Annotated in this window: 15 protein-coding genes and 1 pseudogene; 8 read left to right on the forward strand and 8 right to left on the reverse strand. The window is 67.5% G+C overall.

Features of this window, described 5'->3' with window-relative positions; genetic code table 11:
• Window positions 1–15 precede the first annotated feature (15 nt).
• The 6 genes and pseudogenes from ehuD to ABN034_RS08035 all read left to right on the forward strand — a co-directional run bounded on the left by ehuD (window position 16) and on the right by ABN034_RS08035 (window position 4,272).
• Window positions 16–666, forward strand: a complete 651-nt coding sequence (gene ehuD / locus ABN034_RS08010; RefSeq protein WP_349690350.1) for an ectoine/hydroxyectoine ABC transporter permease subunit EhuD — start codon at window positions 16–18, stop codon at window positions 664–666.
• Entirely contained in the window at window positions 656–1,489 is an 834-nt protein-coding gene (gene ehuA / locus ABN034_RS08015; RefSeq protein WP_349690351.1) for an ectoine/hydroxyectoine ABC transporter ATP-binding protein EhuA, read from the forward strand. The genes ehuD and ehuA overlap by 11 nt, the downstream gene beginning before the upstream one ends.
• Before the next feature lie 47 nt (window positions 1,490–1,536).
• Window positions 1,537–2,538, forward strand: a complete 1,002-nt coding sequence (locus ABN034_RS08020) for a D-2-hydroxyacid dehydrogenase (RefSeq protein WP_349690352.1) — start codon at window positions 1,537–1,539, stop codon at window positions 2,536–2,538.
• A gap of 38 nt (window positions 2,539–2,576) precedes the next feature.
• A pseudogene (locus tag ABN034_RS08025) lies at window positions 2,577–2,888 on the forward strand (amidase family protein); the annotation flags it as partial.
• A 7-nt stretch (window positions 2,889–2,895) separates the two neighbouring features.
• Complete coding sequence (locus ABN034_RS08030) at window positions 2,896–4,029, forward strand: amidase (protein ID WP_349690353.1); 1,134 nt, start codon at window positions 2,896–2,898, stop codon at window positions 4,027–4,029.
• Between the two features lie 102 nt (window positions 4,030–4,131).
• Entirely contained in the window at window positions 4,132–4,272 is a 141-nt protein-coding gene (locus tag ABN034_RS08035) for a hypothetical protein (protein WP_349690354.1), read from the forward strand.
• 269 nt (window positions 4,273–4,541) lie between these two features.
• Here ABN034_RS08035 and ABN034_RS08040 read toward each other — a convergent pair whose 3' ends face one another.
• From ABN034_RS08040 to ABN034_RS08065, 6 genes are all read right to left on the reverse strand, one after another.
• Complete coding sequence (locus ABN034_RS08040) at window positions 4,542–5,804, reverse strand: cellulase-like family protein (RefSeq protein ID WP_349690355.1); 1,263 nt, start codon at window positions 5,802–5,804, stop codon at window positions 4,542–4,544.
• Window positions 5,805–5,814: 10 nt separating this feature from the next.
• Window positions 5,815–6,651 (reverse strand): carbohydrate ABC transporter permease, encoded by an 837-nt coding sequence (locus tag ABN034_RS08045; protein ID WP_349690356.1) that lies wholly within the window; start codon window positions 6,649–6,651, stop codon window positions 5,815–5,817.
• Between the two features lie 17 nt (window positions 6,652–6,668).
• On the reverse strand, window positions 6,669–7,538 hold the full coding sequence (locus ABN034_RS08050; RefSeq protein ID WP_349690357.1) for a carbohydrate ABC transporter permease: 870 nt from the start codon (window positions 7,536–7,538) through the stop codon (window positions 6,669–6,671).
• Between the two features lie 104 nt (window positions 7,539–7,642).
• A complete protein-coding gene (locus tag ABN034_RS08055) occupies window positions 7,643–8,974 on the reverse strand; it encodes an ABC transporter substrate-binding protein (protein WP_349690358.1) in 1,332 nt (443 codons plus the stop codon).
• Window positions 8,975–9,043: 69 nt separating this feature from the next.
• The gene (dgoD, locus tag ABN034_RS08060) at window positions 9,044–10,189 is read right to left on the reverse strand and encodes a galactonate dehydratase (RefSeq protein WP_349690359.1); all 1,146 of its coding nucleotides are present in this window, start codon (window positions 10,187–10,189) and stop codon (window positions 9,044–9,046) included.
• Window positions 10,186–10,965 (reverse strand): FadR/GntR family transcriptional regulator, encoded by a 780-nt coding sequence (locus ABN034_RS08065; RefSeq protein ID WP_349690360.1) that lies wholly within the window; start codon window positions 10,963–10,965, stop codon window positions 10,186–10,188. Before ABN034_RS08065 ends, dgoD begins: the two co-directional genes overlap by 4 nt.
• Window positions 10,966–11,178: 213 nt before the next feature.
• On the opposite strand from ABN034_RS08065, the gene ABN034_RS08070 reads away from it, so the two are divergent.
• Together ABN034_RS08070 and ABN034_RS08075 are read left to right on the forward strand one after the other, a co-directional pair.
• Window positions 11,179–13,212 (forward strand): glycoside hydrolase family 2 protein, encoded by a 2,034-nt coding sequence (locus ABN034_RS08070; RefSeq protein ID WP_349690361.1) that lies wholly within the window; start codon window positions 11,179–11,181, stop codon window positions 13,210–13,212.
• A complete protein-coding gene (locus tag ABN034_RS08075; protein WP_349690362.1) occupies window positions 13,209–16,160 on the forward strand; it encodes a discoidin domain-containing protein in 2,952 nt (983 codons plus the stop codon). Before ABN034_RS08070 ends, ABN034_RS08075 begins: the two co-directional genes overlap by 4 nt.
• A 57-nt stretch (window positions 16,161–16,217) precedes the next feature.
• Here the strand turns inward: ABN034_RS08075 and ABN034_RS08080 are convergent, their stop codons facing one another.
• Window positions 16,218–17,066, reverse strand: coding sequence for a helix-turn-helix domain-containing protein (locus ABN034_RS08080; protein WP_349690363.1), 849 nt, complete (start codon window positions 17,064–17,066; stop codon window positions 16,218–16,220).
• The gene (locus ABN034_RS08085; protein WP_349690364.1) at window positions 17,063–17,602 is read right to left on the reverse strand and encodes a DUF6879 family protein; all 540 of its coding nucleotides are present in this window, start codon (window positions 17,600–17,602) and stop codon (window positions 17,063–17,065) included. The genes ABN034_RS08080 and ABN034_RS08085 overlap by 4 nt, the downstream gene beginning before the upstream one ends.
• Window positions 17,603–17,850 lie beyond the last annotated feature (248 nt).

Raw genomic sequence — 17,850 nt, forward strand, 5'->3', positions numbered from 1 at the left:
GAAGCGAGAACACGCATGAACTGGGACTGGGGTTTCGTCGCCGAGAACCTGCCGCTGCTGCTGGACGGCCTCAAGATCACCGTGTTCGCCACGATCCTCGGCTCGCTGGTGGCACTGGTGGTCGGACTGGTCCTCGCGTTGCTGCGCCGGTCCAGTGTCCGTGCGGTCCAGCTGGCGGCGACCGCGGTGGTCGAGTTCATCCGGAGCACCCCGCTGCTGGTGCAGCTCTACTTCCTGTTCTTCGTACTTCCCGCCCTCGGTCTCACGCTGCCTGCCCTCGCGACTGGTGTGATCGGCCTCGGGCTCCACTATGCGGCGTACATGTCCGAGGTCTATCGAGCCGGTATCGACGGCGTCCCTCGCGGTCAGTGGGAGGCCTGCACCGCGCTGAGCCTGCCGCGCCGGAAGGTCTGGGCCGACGTCATCCTGCCGCAGGCCATTCCGCGGGTCCTGCCCGCTCTCGGCAACTACATCATCGCGATGTTCAAGGACACGCCCCTGCTGTCGGCGATCACCGTCGGAGAAATGCTCCTGGCCGCGAAGACGGTCGGCTCGGAGACCTTCCGTTACCTCGAACCCATCACGATGGTCGGTTTGCTGTTCCTCGTGGTCAGCATCCTGGCCGCCGTTCCCCTGAGGGTATTGGAGCGTCGCTTTGGCCACTGAGACTGCCCACAAACCGGATCAGGCCGCCGGCCGGCACGCCGAGCCATCGAGTGATCCCCTGGTCCGTTTCGACAAGATCATGAAGAGCTACGGCGACAACGTCGTCCTCAACGAACTCGACTTCGACGTCGCTGCTGGTGAGCGGGTGACGCTGATCGGGCCGAGCGGATCGGGCAAGACGACGATCCTGCGGCTGCTGATGACCTTGGAAAAGCCCAACAGCGGCACGATCACGGTCGACGGGGAGTGCCTGACCCACATGGAGAAGGGCGGCAGGCTGGTGCCGTCCGACGACCGCTACTGCCGGTCGGTACGCAGGAAGATCGGCATGGTCTTCCAGCAGTTCAACCTCTTCCCGAACATGAAGGTCCTCCGCAACGTCACCGAGGCGCCGTGTCAGGTCCTCGGTCTGTCCGCTGACGAGGCGACCGAACGCGCCAAGGGCCTGCTCGAGCTTGTCGGCATGGGCGACAAGTGCGACTCCTATCCGTCGCAGCTGTCCGGCGGGCAGCAGCAGCGGGTGGCGATCGCGCGCGCCCTGGCGATGCAGCCCAAGGTCCTGCTCCTCGACGAGGTGACCTCCGCACTCGACCCGGAGCTTGTCGCCGACGTGCTCAACGTCCTGCGTGACATCGCCGCGACCACCGACATCACCATGTTGTGTGTCACGCATGAGATGGGATTCGCCCGCGACGTGTCCAACCGGGTCATGATGTTCGACCGTGGTCACGTGATCGAGCAGGGGCCACCGGCGAAGATCTTCTCCGAACCCGAGCACGACCGGACCAAGACCTTCCTGCGTGCAGTCCTGGATGAGCGTTGAGCCACCCCCGCCGGTCGGGACGGCGTGACGCAGGATAATCGCAGGCGATGAGCAGGTCTGCCGCGCCGGTCGTCACGGTGTTGTGTGACACGCATCGTCCGCCGGGCATGGCGGTGGTGGAGGATCGCGCGGACGTGCGGTACGTCCGCGCCGATGAGCTTCGTGACGCCCTGCGCGGCGCGGATGTCTTCTTCTGTTGGGATTTCCTTTCCCCCGCCCTGCGTACGGCTTGGCCGGGGGCGGACTCGCTGCGATGGGTGCACATCGCGTCGGCGGGGGTCGACCGGTTGCTCTTCCCCGAGTTGGTCGAGAGCCCGGTGGTGGTCACCAACTCGCGCGGGACCTTCGACCGGCCGATCGCGGAGTGGGTACTCGCGGTCGTCCTTGCCTGGGCCAAGGACCTGCCGACGATCTGGCGGTTGCAGGAGCGCCGGGAGTGGCGGCACCGGGACGCCGAACGCATCGAGGGGCGGTCCGTGCTGGTGGTCGGCACCGGCGGAATCGGCCGGGCGATCGCCCGCCTGCTCCGCGTGGCCGGGATGGTGGTGAGTGGTGCCGGTCGTACGCCGAGATCGAAGGATCCGGATTTCGGCGAGGTCTTCGCGAGCGGGGACCTGCGCGAGATCGTCGGCGGGGTGGACCTTCTCGTCGTCGCGGCGCCGCTGACCCCGCAGACGCAAGGCCTGGTTGACGCCGACGTGCTCGCCCGGATGCGACCCACAGCGCGGCTGATCAACGTCGGGCGGGGGCCGATCGTCGACGAGAAGGCGTTGGTGACCGCGCTGCGGGCGGGGACGATCGCGGGTGCGGCGCTCGACGTGTTCAGTGTGGAGCCGTTGCCTGCGGACAGCCCGCTGTGGAGTGCGCCCGGAACCCTCGTGTCTCCACACATGGCCGGCGACACGGTTGGCTGGCTGGACGATCTCGCGGCGCTCTTCGTGACGAACTTCGAGCGATGGATGGACGGCGAGCCGCTGCAGAATGTCGTGGACAAGCGTCTGGGCTACGTCCCGGGAGTGGACCGGCCACCAGGGGAGGGGACCACGTGACGGACGACGAGCTCGCCATGAGTAGCGCGACCGAGCTCATGAAGCTGTTCCGTACCCGCAAGGCGTCACCGGTCGAGGCCGTCGACGCGGCACTCGCCCGGATCGAGCGGCTCGACACCGCGGTCCATGCGTACTGTGTGGTCGATCCGGACCTCGCCCGCGCGCAGGCGAAGGAGTCCGAACGGCGGTGGCGCCACGGCGCGCCGGCCGGACTGCTCGACGGCGTATCGGCATCGGTCAAAGATCTGCTCCTCACCGCCGGCTGGCCGACCCTGCGCGGATCACAGCTCCTCTCCGCCGACACCGACGGACCGTGGACGGTCGACGCGCCGGTTGCCGCACGCATGCGCGAGCACGGTGCGGTGCTGCTGGGCAAGACGACGACGCCGGAGTTCGGGTGGAAGGGGGGTCACCGACACCCTGCGCTACGGCGCGACGGGCAACCCGTGGGCTCCCACGCGGACCGCCGGTGGGTCCAGCGGGGGCAGCGCGGCGGCGGTGGCGCTCGGCATGGGGGCGCTGTCGGTGGGCACCGACGGTGGTGGTTCGATCCGGATCCCGGCCGGGTTCTCGGGAATCTTAGGGCTCAAACCGACGTACGGCCGGGTGCCGCTCCATCCCGCGAGCCCGTTCGGGACCCTGGCGCATGCCGGGCCGATGACCCGCACGGTGGCCGACGCGGCGGTGCTGCTGGACGTGCTGTCCGGGCCCGACTCGCGGGACTGGTCGGCGCTGGACCGGCCGTACGACGTGTTCCGCTCCTCCCTCGACGGCGGGGTTGCGGGGATGCGGGTCGCGTTCAGTTCCGACCTCGGGTACGCCCGGGTTGACGCGGAGGTCGCGGCGGCGGTGCGCCAGGCGGTGGAGGTGTTCGCCGCTCTCGGCGCGGAGGTCGTGGAGGAGGACCCAGGCTTCGCCGACCCGATCGAGGCGTACCACGTGTTGTGGTTCGCCGGTGCCGCCAAGGTCGTGCAGGCCTTCGGCGGTGACGACGTGGTGGGCCGGATCGACCCGGGGCTCGCCGAGGTGGTCGAGGAGGGCCGGTCGTACAGCGCGCTGGACTACCTTGACGCGACGGCCGTACGCATGGATCTCGGCGTTCGGATGGGGCGGTTCCACGAGCGCTACGACCTGCTGCTGACGCCGACCTTGCCGATCCCCGCGTTCGCGGCCGGATGCGAGGTGCCGCCGGGCTCGGGCATGCGGCGGTGGACCGAGTGGACGCCGTTCACGTATCCGTTCAACCTCACCCAACAGCCGGCGGCGACCCTCATGTGCGGGTTGACCAGCGACCGGCTGCCGATCGGCCTCCAGGTCGTCGGCCCCCGGCACGCCGACGCGCGGGTGCTGCGGGCCTGCCATGCGTACGAGTCCGCAACGTCATGGCCTCAGCCCCCGCTCACGTCGCCGCCACCCTCCACCTCGCCACCCTCCACCTCGCCACCCTCCACCTCGCCCGCCGCCCCCTCGGCCACGCCCACCTCCTCGTGATCATGGACCGCCGGTAGAGGCGCTGGCCCGTGATCATGATGGTGATCATGAAACTCCGTGGGGCGTATGGCCCCGCCTCCTTTCATGGAACGGTTTCGCTTCATGACCATGAAAGCGGCGGCGTTCGCCGACGGGTGGGCCGCCAACTCCTCCAGCGCCACCTCGATCGCCTTGTCCACGAGCCGCAGTCTCACGAGGTATCCAGGCCTACGCCCGCGCCAGGAGCTGCGCCTGTGCTTGTGACAGGGCCGTGCCTGTGCCTGTGACAGGGCTGTGCCCGTGCCTGTGCCTGTGACAGGGCTGTGCCCGTGCCTGTGCCTGTGACAGGGCTGTGCCTGCGACAGGGCTGTGCCTGTGCCTGCGCCCAGGCTGTGCCTGGGCGGCGTCGGGACCGGTCATGATCATGAAGCCGTACGGGACCGTGAAGCCTGACGGGGCTATAGCTCCGAAAGGGATTCATGATCACGATCATGATCACGGGACTGTGCCCATGACCGGGGGCGTACGGGGGGTCAGACGTCGGTGATCCAGGAGTTGACCTCGCGCTGCCAGGCGGCGTCGGCCCAGAACGGATGGTGCGGCGCCGCGTTGCTGCACAGGATCGTGCCCCAGTATCCGAGCCGCTTGGCCTCGAGCACCGCGAACTCGCAGATGTCCTTGCCCACCGGCCCCTCCTCGAACGTCGTGTGCAGCGGCGTGTAGCCGACGTAACCCTCGCCGATCACCGCCGGTGCGCCGATCCGCGCGCCGAAGTCGGCGTACGCCTCGAGCCGGCTCCGGATCATCTCCCGCATCGACTCGCGGTAGCGGTGGTAGTGCTCGTAGAGGTAGAGGTCCCACTTCACCGGGTCGGTCCAGTCGTGGGTGTAGACGAGCCGCCGTTGTACGCCGGTTGCCGCGAGCCGCCACTCCTCGTCCGGCAGCCAGTCGTCGTAGGCCGGAGCGTCAGAACGCAGCAGCCGCGTGACGAGTGGCGTCGGGAACTCAGCGTCCGACCACAGGCCCGCCTCGTCGAAGAGTTGCCGCAGGACGCCGTACGCATAGATGTGGAAGTGCGCGACCTGCAGATTGCCGGCGAGGTCGTCCAACCGGTGCGGTGCCGGCTCGGAGTAGCACGCCGTGTGCAGCAGGTCTGGGTGGCGCTTGCGCAGCAGGTCGACCGCGCTCTCGATCAGCGCCCGCTGAGCCGCCACCACGCTCTCGCCCTCCGCGGCGACCTCGGTGAGGCTCGTGCCGGCGTTGTCGACCTCGTTGTGCAGTTCGACGTAGGCGATCCGGTCGGCGAGGCCGTTGTCCTTCACGAAGTCGAGCAGCGCGCTCATCGACTCCGCCAGTGCCGCGCAGCGCCGCTCCGGGGGGATCGCGACGAGCGCTTCGTACTGTGCCGGCGTGGCGAAGAAGCTCGGCGTCTGCTGGTACTCCCAACTCGACACGATGAGGTGGCAGCTGTGGCGTTCCGCTGCCCGGAAGAGCTCCAACAGGTGGGCGCGACCGTCGATCACCGCGCCACCGGCGTTGTTGTACCAACGTGTACCCTTCCCGAATCCCCTTCCCAGGTTGGCGATCCGCAGCGGCTCCGGCGGGATGTCGCTGCCGAAGAGGGTGTAGGGCATCGCGCAGATGCGGACGGTGTTGTAGCCGCGCTCGACCGCCTCGGCGAATGCCCGGTCGAGGTCCTCGAACGGCTCACCCGGCATCGTCTGGGTGAACCAGCTGAAGTCCCACAGCGAGATCGTCAGCCGTGCCGGCAGGTGGGAGGGAATATCGACGGTCATGAGCCCTTCCTCACTTCACGGTTCCGGCTGTGAGGCCGGCGATGAACTGCTTGGTGGCGAACGCGAACGCGACGAACACCGGAAGTACGCCGATCGTCGTGCCGAGCATCACGGCGGCTACGTCGGCACCTCCGGCGGCGGTGTTGAGCTGGGTCAGCGCCAGCGGCAACGTGAACTTCTCCGAGTCGTTGAGAATGATGAGCGGCATCAGGAAGTTGTTCCAGCTCATCATGAAACTCCACACGGCAAGGGCGGCGAGCCCGGGCCGGATGATCGGCAGCACCACCCGCCAGTAGATCCACAGGTCGCCGGCGCCGTCCATCCGTGCCGCGTCGTAGAGATCGGCCGGCACGGTGCTGTCGACGACCTGCCGCATCCAGAAGACGCCGAAGCCGGTGGCGGCTCCGGTGAGGATGAGCGGCCAGTACGTGTTGATCCAGCCGAACTCCTTCATCTCCACGAACCACGGGATGAGCCCAGCTGCAGGTGGGATGAAGAGGGTGAGGAGGACCGAGCCATACAGCACCCGGTGCCCCGGTGCCTCCCGGAAGCGGGAGAACCCGTAGCCGGCAAGGGAACTCACGAGCAGGACCAGCACGGTGTGCGCCACCGAGACGTAGGCCGTGTTGCCCAGTGCCCGCACGATGTCAAGGCTGGCTTGCAGCCGGCCGAAGTTGTCGATCAGTGCCGTGCCGGGCAGGAGCGGCGGAGGAAACTGGAAGACCTCCGAGGTCCTCCGGGTGGCGAGAACTCCCATCCAGTACAGCGGAAACACGAAGAGCAGGGTGGTCATGGCGACCGCGACGGTAATCACGACCCGTGGTGTCCGGTGGCCGACATCGTTCACGAGTGCTCTCCCTCCCTTCAGACCTGTCGCCGCAACATGCGGGCGTTGATGGCGGAGAACACCAGGATGAGGGCGAAGATGACGTACGACGTGGCCGATGCCAGCCCGAACTTGAACTCCTGGAACGCCGCCTGGTAGAGGTACGTGCCCATCACCTGCGCGGAGTTCGCGGTTCCGTACGTACCACCGGTGAGGACGTACGGCTCGTCGAAGAGTTGGAAGGCGCCGACGGTCGACGAGATCGCGCTGTAGAGCACGAACGGAATCATCAGCGGCAGCGTGATCCGGAAGAACAGTTGGCTCTCGCCGGCACCGTCGACCCGCGCGGCGCTGTAGAGATCGCGCGGAATCGCCTGCAGCCCGGCCAGGAAGATGATCAGATGCCAGCCGGTCCACCGCCACGCGATGAGCAGGATGATGAGCGGCTTGATCCATCCGGTCGACTGCAGCCACTCGAAGGTGACCCGGTCGCCGGTGAGCGCGCTGAGTGCTGCGTTGACGACGCCGGCGTGCGAGGAGAACATCACGCTCGCGATGATGCCCGTCACGGCCGGAGCGACGAGCAGCGGAAACAGGAACACGACCCGGAAGAATCCCTTGCCCACCAGGACGTACTCGTTGATGAGGTAGGCAAGGAAGAATGCCAGGCCCATCGTCACGACCGTCGAACCGATCCAGATGTAGACCGTGTTGACGATCGCCTTCCGGAACACCGGGTCCTGGAAGAGGATGGCGTAGTTCTGCAGCCAGACGAACTCCGGTGTGCTCAGCCCGTCCCAGCGCACGAAGCTGATCACCAGTGAGGCGAGGATCGGAAACGCGCCGAAGATCGCGAAGAGGACGAAGAACGGCGCGATGCAGAGATAGAACGCGCGGTTCGCGCCCACCCTCCGCCGCAGCCCTCGGCCGCCACGCCGGTCGGGGGCTCGAGACGGTGGTCCGCTGGCTCGGGGGAGTGTGGCTGTCTGGCTGTCAGCTGGCATCGCGACTCTCAACCTGACCGGTTCTCGACCCGACGCTTCGCGTCGCGCAGTGCATCGTCGGCTTTGGCCTTGCCCTTCATGACATCGGTGACCGCGTCGGTCAGCGCGTCCTGTGCCGCCTGGTCGTCGGGATGGGTGATCGGCGTCTCCATCGACTCCGACACCTGCGCGAAGACCTCGTTGACGTTCTGCCCGGCATAGAAGTCGTCGGGCTCGTTCATCCAGTCTTCTTCCAGGGCTGGCGTCCAGGCGGGGTAGAGGTCGTTCTCGCGGTACATCGTGCGCAGGCTGTCGGGGTCCTGGGTGACGAACTTGACGAACTCCCACGCGGTCGCCTTGTTCTCACTGGTTTCGAGGATGCCGATGAAGTCGCCGCCGGAGTTGAACGCGGCATTGCCGTCGTACTCCGGTGCGAGCGTCACGCCCCACGAGCCTGTCGACTCCGGCGCGTAGACACTCTTGACGAGCCCGCCGAACCAGTTGCCGATGAGGAACGTCGCGACTGTGCCGTTCTTGATCGCGGCTCCCCATTCCTGGCTCCACTGCTCGAACGGCGCGACCAGCCCCGCATCGTAGGCCTGCTTGGCGTAGTCGACCGCGGCCACCATGACGTCCGAGGTCAGCTGGGACGCACCGGACTCGTCGAACATCGAGACACCGGCCTGGGCGCGGATCGCTCCCACGATCGACATCGGCGTGTCGATCAGCCAGCGTTCGTCCTTGACGGCCAGCGCCTTGCCCTCGGCGAGATAGTCGTCCCAGGTCTTGAACGCGTCGTTCACGTCGTCGGGCTCGGTCGGCAGGCCGGCCTTCTCCAGCACGTCGCGGCGGTAGAAGAGCCCGCCCGGGCCGGTGTTCTTCGGCAGGACGAAGGCCCGGTCCTCCTCCTTGTCGAACACGTAGTCCCAGGAGAAGTTCGCGTAGTCGCCGGCGCTCTTCGTCGCGTTGTACGGACCCTCGGCGAGGTTGACGAAGCCCGGCTTTCCCTTGTATTTCGCGACGTTGGTGATCTCCACCATGGCGACGTCGGGACCGGTGCCGGACACCAGCGTGGCGAGGAGCTTGCTGTCGTACTGGTCCGAGGCGAACGCCTGCACCTTGACCTTCGTTCCCGGGTTCTTCTTCTCGAAGATCGGGATGGTCTTCTCGAACGTCTTGTCGTTGTCGGGCCAGGTCCACACGGTGATCTCACCGCCGACCTCGCCCGCCTGTTCGCTGCCTCCGCCGCACGCCCCCAGCATCAACGCCCCCGCCCCGATGCCGGCGCTCGCCGACAGGAAGCGTCGCCGGCTGAGCCCGTGCGCGGCTCCCGACATCCTGTCCACTGGCCGTTTCCGCATGGTGCCACTCCTTTGTGTGTGAAGCATGTCTGCCTGGCTCGTGTATGGGTGGTATTGAGGGGAAAGGGGTCACCATTCCGCGAGCGAACCGTCGTCGCGGCGCCAGATCGGAGTCCGCCAGTCGGTCGCGTGTCGTGTCGCACGCTCAACGGTCCGCTCGTCGATCTCGATGCCGAGCCCGGGTCTGTCGAGCCGGACGATGAAACCGTCCCGGTGGGTCAGCACGGAACGGTCGACGAGGTAGTCGAGCAGGTCGAAGCCTTCCCCGTAGTGCAGGCCGATGCTCTGCTCCTGGATCAGGTAGTTCGGTGTCGCGAAGCCGATCTGCAGGCTGGCCGCCAGGGCGATCGGCCCGAGCGGGCAGTGCGGCGCGACGGCGACGTCGTAGGCCTCCGCCATCGCGGCGATCCGGCGTACTTCGGAAATGCCGCCGGCGTGGGAGAGGTCGGGTTGGATGACGGCGACGCCAGATCCGAGGACTGGCCGGAAGTCCCAGCGGGAGTACAGCCGTTCGCCGGTGGCGATCGGCACGCTCGTTGCCGCGGCCACCTCGCCGATCCGGTCGCTCACCTCCGGCACGACCGGTTCCTCGACGAACATCGGGAGGTACGGCTCCAGCAGCGGAAGCACTCGCCGCGACATGGGCACCGTCAACCGACCATGGAAGTCCACCGCGATATCGACCTCGGGACCGACGGTCTCGCGGACGGTCGCGACCCGCTCGACGATCGCCTGGACCTCGGCAGCGGTGTCGATGAGCCGCAGCTGGGCCGAGGCGTTCATCTTGACCGCTGTCATGCCGTCGTCGAGGCGGCGCTTCGCGGCCTCGGCGAGACTGGTGGGTTCGTCGCCACCGATCCAGCCGTAAACCCGGACGCGGTCGCGCACAGGTCCGCCGAGCAGGGCGTGGACGGGTACGCCGTGCACTTTGCCGGCGATGTCCCACAGGGCCTGGTCGATGCCGGCGACCGCGCTGGAGAGGACCACACCGCCGCGGTAGAAGGCACCCTTCGTGAGCACCTGCCAGTGGTCCTCGATGCGCAGCGGGTCCTTGCCGACGAGGTATTCGGCGAGTTCCTCGACGGCGGTCGCGACGGTGCGCGCCCTGCCCTCGACCACCGGTTCGCCCCACCCGGTGACGCCTTCGTCGGTGTCGATGCGGAGGAAGAGCCACCGAGGCGGGACGGGATAGGTACGCAGGGCGGTGATCCTCACCCGGCACCCCCGTCGCCTACGTTCCGGCGCCGTGCCCGCTTGGTTGCACGCTTGGCCGTACGCTTGCCTGCCCGCTGGCCCCCGTGTCGGGTGGAGTCGAGGTCCTGGCGGGCCTTCTCCAGCAGGGCCCGGACGGCCTTCTCCGCGGCGTCGGGATCGCCGTCTCGGACCGCCTCGGCGACGGCACGGTGCGCCGGCACAGGGTCGTCGGCGGGTTTGGCCTCGTGGACCAGCTCGTCGCGGGTGGCGAGCCCGGCCTCGATGACGACCTCCATCCGGAGCAGGAGCTCGTTGTGGGTGGCGGTGAGCAGTGCCCGGTGGAACGTGAGGTCGGCGCGTACCTCCTCCGCCGGGACGCCGACGGCCGCGGCCATCTCGTCCAGTGCCGCGTCCAGTGCGGCGAGGTCGTCCTCGGTACGGCGGATCGCCGCGAGCCGGGCACCCGCCGGCTCCACCACCTCGCGTACCTCGTGCAGGTTGTCGAGGAACGAGTCATCGCCCCGGTCGGCGTACTGCCAGCGGATCATGTCGCCGTCGAGCAGGTTCCAGTCCGAGCGGGGACGAACGAACGTGCCGCGCTTCTGCCGCGCGTCCACCAGCCCCTTGGCGGCGAGCACTTTCAGAGCTTCGCGCAGGACCGTACGGCTCACCTCGAGCTCGGTCTCCAGGGCGGCGAGATCGATCGTCTCCCCTTCGGCGAGCTCCCCCGACAAGATGCGACGCGCCATCTCCCGCACGGTCTGCCCGTGCAGGCCTCGGCGCGAGTAGACGGCCACGGTTCTCCCTTGTGAGCGTTGGTTCTGTCGTGCACTTCTGTGGTGTGGGGGCCAGCCTAGAACAAGACATTAATTATGACTACATCTTGACAAGCCCGGTCGGGTTGACCATGCTCACGGCGCAACATCGACGAAAGCGTTGGTGCCAGCCCCCAGCGAGCTCCGCTCGCCGAGGCCCGCCCCCGCCACGCGCCCGCCCGCAGGAGGCCCGTCATGCGTCCGATCCGCCGACGTTCCATGCTTCAAGCCGCCGCGTTGACCCCGATCGCGGCCTCCATGGTGGCAGGCGCCACGCCGGCGGCCGCCGCTCCCGCCCTTGACGCGGCTGCGGCAGCGGCGTCCGGTAACCAACCGCCGCCACACGGTGACAGGGAGCCGGCGGGTACCGAGCTGCGTACCATCGCCGGCACCGGGGTGGTCTTCCAGTACGACGCGGTCGTCCCGGCGTTCGACGGCTGGCGTACGCACGAACCCACCAGGAGCTACCGCGACCTCGACCGCACATGGCGGTTCCGCTTCGACCCGGACGGCGTCGGCGAGAGCGACGGGTGGCAGGGCGCCGGCCACGACGACTCCGGCTGGGACTCGATCGCCGTCCCGTCGGCGTGGGATCTCAAGGACACGCCGGGCTTCGGCGGGTACGACGGCAGCCGGTTCGGCGAGGGCACGGCCTTCGCCGACGGCTACGCGTGGTACCGCACCTCGATCTCGGTCCCGGGCGACTGGGCGGCACGCCACGTCCGGCTCGCGTTCCTCGCCGTCAACTACCGCGCCGACGTCTGGCTCAACGGCCAGCACCTCGGCGCGCATGAAGGCGGGTACGCCCCGTTCGCGCTGCCGACAGGTGACGCCCTCCGCCCGGGCCGGGTCAACGTCATCGCGGTCCGGGTGCACCGGCTCGCCTCGTGGGAGGACTACACCCAGCCCAGCCCTTCGATCACCGACCCGTACGCCATCCCCTGGAAGCCGGTCGACTACTGGCCGTACGCCGGGATCACCCGCTCGGTCTGGCTGGAGGCGGTGCCAGCCGTCACCGTCGCGAAGGTCCTCCTCGCGGCCGCTGACGGCGAGCTGGAGGTCCGTGCGGTGGTCGAGAACCGACGCGACGAGGCGTTCACCGGCCGGGTCGTCCTCGACGCAGGTAAGGGGACCGGCGCGAAGCCAATGACCGTGCCGGTGAGCGCGCCGGCCGGCGGAGTCGCCGTCGCGCGGATCCAGGCCGCCGTCCCCGACGCAACCGCCTGGAGTCCGGAGCGTCCGGTCGTCCTGACCGCGACGGCCAGACTCCTCGCGGGGGAGGGCACGGTTGTGGTCGACCAGCTGAGCGATCGTTACGGCATGCGGGCGGTCGAGGTCAGCGACGCCAAGCTCCTCGTCAACGGCGAACCGGCGTTCCTCAAGGCGCTCAACTGGCACGAGGAGACAGGGGCGCACGGGCGGGCGATGACCCGCACCGACTACGACCGCGAGCTCGGCCACGTCGTCGCCACGAACTCCAACGCGGTCCGCAACACGGTCTACACGCGCCACCCCTACGCGTACGACTGGGCCGACGCGCACGGCGTCTACGTCATGGACGACATCGACAACATGTGGGTCAACGCCGCGCAGGAGAAGCTGCAGACCGAGCAGTACGGACTGTCCCGCGCGATGGCCCTCACGATGGCGTGGAACAACCACAACCACCCGTCGGTCGTCTGCTGGTGCCTGCAGAACGAGTCCGAGATCGACGGCAACGGCGCGCCGATCTACCGCGCCTGGCTCGCCGACATGAAGGCGGCGGTCAAGGCTGTCGACCTCACGGCGCGCCCCGTCACGTGGGCTTCGCACACCACCAACGACCCGGCGTTCGACATCGCCGACATCGTGGGCTTCAACGAGTACTTCGGCTACTTCTACGGCAAGAACGAGGACCTCGGTCCCGCGATCGACGCCGTACACGCGAGGTATCCCGACAAGCCGATCATGATCACCGAGAACGGTTCGTGGTCGTTCTTCGGCCACCACGGCCCGGAGACCGAGGTCGGCACCGAGGAATGGCAGGCGATGAACTTCCGCTCGCACTGGGCACAGGTGGCGGAACGTAAGGACTACGTCGCAGGCTACTTCTTCTGGGTACTGAAGGACTACAAGACCCGTGCCGGCTACAACCAGGAATACAACGGGATCTCGGAGATGGGTGCACTCGCCTTCGACGGGACGACGAAACGCCTTGTCTACCACAACATCAAGGACGCAGAGCTGTGAGCCTCACGTCGCGGGTCCAGTCGCTACGGTTGGTCGTCGGAGTCGTCTCGCTGGCGGTCGCCGCGCTCTCCATGCCCCTGACAGGCGTGTCGGCAGGGGTTGGCGCCGCATCTGCCGCACGGTCGGCGAACGCCACCGGGCCGCAGACCATCAGCCTCGACGGTGAGGATCTCGGTCGGCCCTTCGACGGTGTGGGTGGGGTCAGTGCAGGCGGATCGTCGCGCCTGCTGATCGACTACCCGAAGAAGGAACGGGACGAGATCCTCGACTACCTCTTCACACCCAACTACGGAGCCGCCCTCGACCTCCTCAAGGTCGAGATCGGCGGTGACGTCGATGCCACCGTGGGCGCCGAGGCCAGTCACATGCGGACGGCCGACGAGGTGGACTGCACCCGCGGCTACGAATGGTGGCTGATGCGGGAGGCCGCGAAACGCAATCCCGACATCAAGTTCTACGGCCTGCCATGGGGGGCGCCCGGCTGGTTCGACGGAGGTTACTGGTCGCCGGACCGAGTCGACTACCTCGTCGCATGGGTGGAGTGCGCACGGGAGAACGGCCTCACGATCGACTACCTCGGCGGCGCCAACGAGAGCGGCTTCAAACGCGACGTCTACGTACGACTTGCAGAAGCCCTTGCCGAGAAGGGTTTCGGTGACATCAAGATCGCCGCCACCGACAACCACAACCCGCCAGACTACTGGTTCGCCGCGCCGGAGATCGCCGCTGACCCCGAGTTGAACGCCGCCGTCGACATCCTGGGCGAGCACGACGTGTGTGGGTGGCGGACGCTCCAGCGCCGGTGTCACGTCAGCGACGCGGCCCGCGCGCTCGAGAAGCCCTTGTGGGACAGCGAGAACAGCACCCAGGACTACGACGTCGGCGCGGAACCGCTCGCCCGGGCGATGAACCGGCACTACATCGATGCCGAGGTCACCGGAAACCTCAACTGGGCGTTGATCTCCGCGTGGTACGACAACTTCCCAATCGGCGGGACCGGCCTGATGCTGGCCGAGCGCCCGTGGTCGGGCTTCTACGAGGTCGGCCCCAGCATCTGGGTCGACGCGCACACGACACAGTTCACCGAGCCCGGGTGGCACTATCTCGACAGCGCGAGCGGCTACAGCGCGGAAGGTGCGAGCCACGTGGCGCTGCGGTCGGCCGACACCGACGACTACAGCGTGGTGATCGAGACACTCGACTCCGGTGAGGCCGAGACGCTGCGGTTCGAGGTGACCGGCGGGCTGTCGGACCGTCCCGTGCACGTGTGGTCGACGAACCTCTCGACCCCGAGCACCGCCGACGACTTCGTACGTCAAGGTAGCATTGACGCGGCCGATGGTGCGTACGAACTGACCGTCGAACCCGGCCACGTGGTCACGCTCTCGACGACGACCGGCCAGGCGAAGGGCACCGCGGCGGCGACCGCGGATCCTGGAGCGCAGCTGCCGATGCCGTATGCCGAGGACTTCGAGCACGTCGGAAGTCTCGGCCTGGCGCGCTACGTCGCCGACGTCCACGGCGGGTTCGAGGCGGCCCGGTGCGCTGGTGGGCGCGACGGCACGTGCTACGAGCAGCAGGTCACCCAGCAGCCGATCACCTGGCACAACACGAACATGCCGCCCACGACGATCGTCGGCGACCCGCGCTGGTGGGGCGACTACGAGGTCGGCGTCGACGCGCTGCTCGATGCGTCCGGGCACGTCGAACTGCTCGGCCGCGTCGACAGCCAGCAGCACAACGCGGCCGGCTACCACCTGCGCGTCGCGGACACCGGCGAGTGGCGACTCTTCACCCAGGACCTGCAGGGACGCGACCGGACGCTGGCCTCGGGATCCGTGGCGGCCGTCGGCACGGGAACCTGGCACCGGCTTGCGTTGCGATTCCGCGGGGAGCAGGTCACGGCACTGCTCGACGGCGATGAGCTCGCTTCCGTCGAGGACGCGGACCACACGACGGGGCAGGTGGGGTTGCGGGTGGGCGGGTGGCAACGGGCCCAGTTCGACAACCTGCGGGTGGTGCCGACGGGTCCGCGGCCCTCGTTCGTACGCCATACAGACATGACCGCGACGGCCACCAGCGAACACACGGCGAACGACTTCGGCCACAACTACGTGGCCGAGCACGCGATCGACGACCGGCTCTGGTCCACGTGGCGGTCGGCGTTGTCGCCGGTCGAGCCGCTGCCGCAGGCGATCACCCTCGACCTCGGGGAGTCGACGACCGTGGCAGGTGTGGCGTACACGCCCGCCGTCACCCCGGTCGCCGGGGGAATCACCAGCTACACCGTCACGACGAGCAAGGACGGCAAGTCGTTCACCAACGCAGCGAGCGGGCACTGGGCCGGGACCTACGCCACCAAGACAGCGCCCTTCGACGAACCGGTGCGAGCGAGGTACGTCAGGTTGGAGGCAACCGACGTCAACGGCTGTCCACGGGCGCCGACGGTGGCAGAGCTCAACGTGTCGAGGACGGAACTCATTCCGCTGGGCGAAGGGGAGCCGCCGACCGACCCCGACCCGACGTATCCCCACCTCGTACCACAGTCGCAGATGACCGCGACCGCGACGAGCCAGCAGCCGGGATACGAAGCAGGCAACGCGATCGACGGCAACTGCGGCACGATGTGGCACGAGTCGTGGAGTCCGTACACACCGCCGCCGCAGTCGCTGACCCTCGATCTGGGTGGTACGTACGACACGACTGCCGTGGTCTACCAGCCGCGGCAGGACGGCAACGTCAACGGCGTGGTCACCGACTACGAGGTCGCGGTCAGCGCCGACGGTGAGACCTTCACTCCGGTCGCCGACGGCACCTGGGCCGGGGACGCGACGACGAAGACGGCGGAGTGGTCGGCGACGTCGGCGCGATACGTCCGGTTGACGGCCCGCAACGGAGTCAACGGCCACATCTCCGCCGCCGAGGTCAACATCGCCCACGCCGGCTGACCGGCGGCCGCATAGGACCTTGTTCGGAAGAGAGCCGTCTCGGCAGTGCAGCGTGCTTCACTCGCCGTTGCTGTTGTCGAGTGCGACTCGCGCCCTCGCGATGATGCGATGCGCGGCCGGACCGAAGGCCGCCGCCCCCTCCAATCGCTGCCATGCTTCGACGTAGGTCGCGATCTCAGACGTCTCGGTCAGTCGAAGCTCGGCAGCCGTCGTCTCGATGCGAACGAGCCGCTCGTCGAAGATCCAGAAGCAATGTCCAGGAACTGCCGTGAGCGGAACACCCAGCGGCACGATTCCTAACGGCGTCCTCGAGATTCCCACCCCGCCAGCAAGTCGATCGAGCTGCGCCACCATTACGTCGATCGGACACATCACCATGTGAAGGGCGGCTTCCCAGACGAGAATTCGGATATTCCGATCAGGATCGGAGAGGACCTGCTGACGCTCCAAGCGTGCCCGAACGCCCTCGTCGATATTCATCGGTGTACGCAACAGCGTGTGGTAGAGCTGGAACATGTGGCGGGCATAGTCGGGCGTCTGCAAGAGGCCAGGAATGACAGCACTTTCGAATATCCGAAGCTCCCTGGCGTTTTGCTCATCCACAGCCCAGGCCTGTTGACGCGCTCGAAGCCCAGCAGCAACCTGACGCCGCCATGAGGCATAGTGCGTCTCCAGGTGCCGCAAACGCGCCACCAGTTCGACCTCGGTTCCCGCTTGTCCTATTGCGTGAGCCCAAGCGCGAAGGTCTCGCACATGAGGAGTTTGCTTGCCGTGCTCGAGTTTGGAGACCTTCGACCGGGGCCAGCCCAGGCGTTCGGCGACCTCGCGTGCGGACAAGCCGGCCTCGGCACGCATCTCCCGCATGCGCGCGCCGAGGCCCTCTCGTGCCGTCTGGTAGTTGCTCACGTGCGTATTGTTGTTGTTCGCTCTCTGTAGCGGTCAAAGGTCTCGGCGTGGTGCCATGCGGCATCACGCCAATAGCAATGACGCACAACGATCGACGGGGTCTCGTCGAGAGTGACACCGAGGAAGCGGTCTTGCTGGCCGAATTCGAGCCGGGCCACGAGGCGTGAGTCGAAAAGCCAATAGTCATGGGCCGGAAGATCGAGTTCGGGAGCCTTTCGCCTGTCGAGATAGCGAATGTCTTCACCGGCGGCCAGATTGTGCGGTGTTCCCCACAGCTCGAATCGCAGGTAGTCCGAAGGTGGGTCGTCTATCAGCCTGACCCGTTCGACGCGCTTGCCATGGCCGGTCTGCTCCCGCATGAGGTCAAGCCACGGCTCGAACCAGTCCAACCCAGGGTCTTCGCCCGCGAGAAACCGCGGAAAGGCGTCGTCCTCCTCACTGCTGCCGTAGGAGGTTCGTACCTCGAGGCGATATGCGGTGTGCTCAAAGCGGCGAAACAGATCGACAAAGGCCTCGCCGCTCACCAGGTTGCCCACTCGTTACTCCTTCGGAGCCCAATGATGATTGAGCAGGTCACGTGGTACGACGACAAATGTCTCACCGTCCAGAACATCCCGCACACCAGCAAGAGCCTCGGTGTCGGTGAGGCGTTTGTCCCTGCACCACGATGTCGCCGGTCTCCAGCTCATAGAGGGCGGGACAGCCACCGACCTGGCTGTCTGAACCCAAGAACCTGATCTTCATCTCAGCTCCTCCCGTGATCGTCCCCTTCACTGCTGACGGT

This window comes from Actinopolymorpha sp. B11F2, assembly GCF_040195635.1.
Taxonomy (GTDB): Bacteria; Actinomycetota; Actinomycetes; order Propionibacteriales; family Actinopolymorphaceae; genus Thermasporomyces.

Coding starts and splice junctions, on each gene's coding strand:
- ABN034_RS08040 (WP_349690355.1), bottom strand. CDS start 5,804: ATGACCGTCGATATTCCCTCCCACCTGCCGGCACGGCTGACGATCTCG.
- ehuD (WP_349690350.1), top strand. CDS start 16: ATGAACTGGGACTGGGGTTTCGTCGCCGAGAACCTGCCGCTGCTGCTG.
- ABN034_RS08070 (WP_349690361.1), top strand. CDS start 11,179: ATGCGTCCGATCCGCCGACGTTCCATGCTTCAAGCCGCCGCGTTGACC.
- ABN034_RS08020 (WP_349690352.1), top strand. CDS start 1,537: ATGAGCAGGTCTGCCGCGCCGGTCGTCACGGTGTTGTGTGACACGCAT.
- ABN034_RS08035 (WP_349690354.1), top strand. CDS start 4,132: ATGACCATGAAAGCGGCGGCGTTCGCCGACGGGTGGGCCGCCAACTCC.
- ABN034_RS08055 (WP_349690358.1), bottom strand. CDS start 8,974: ATGCGGAAACGGCCAGTGGACAGGATGTCGGGAGCCGCGCACGGGCTC.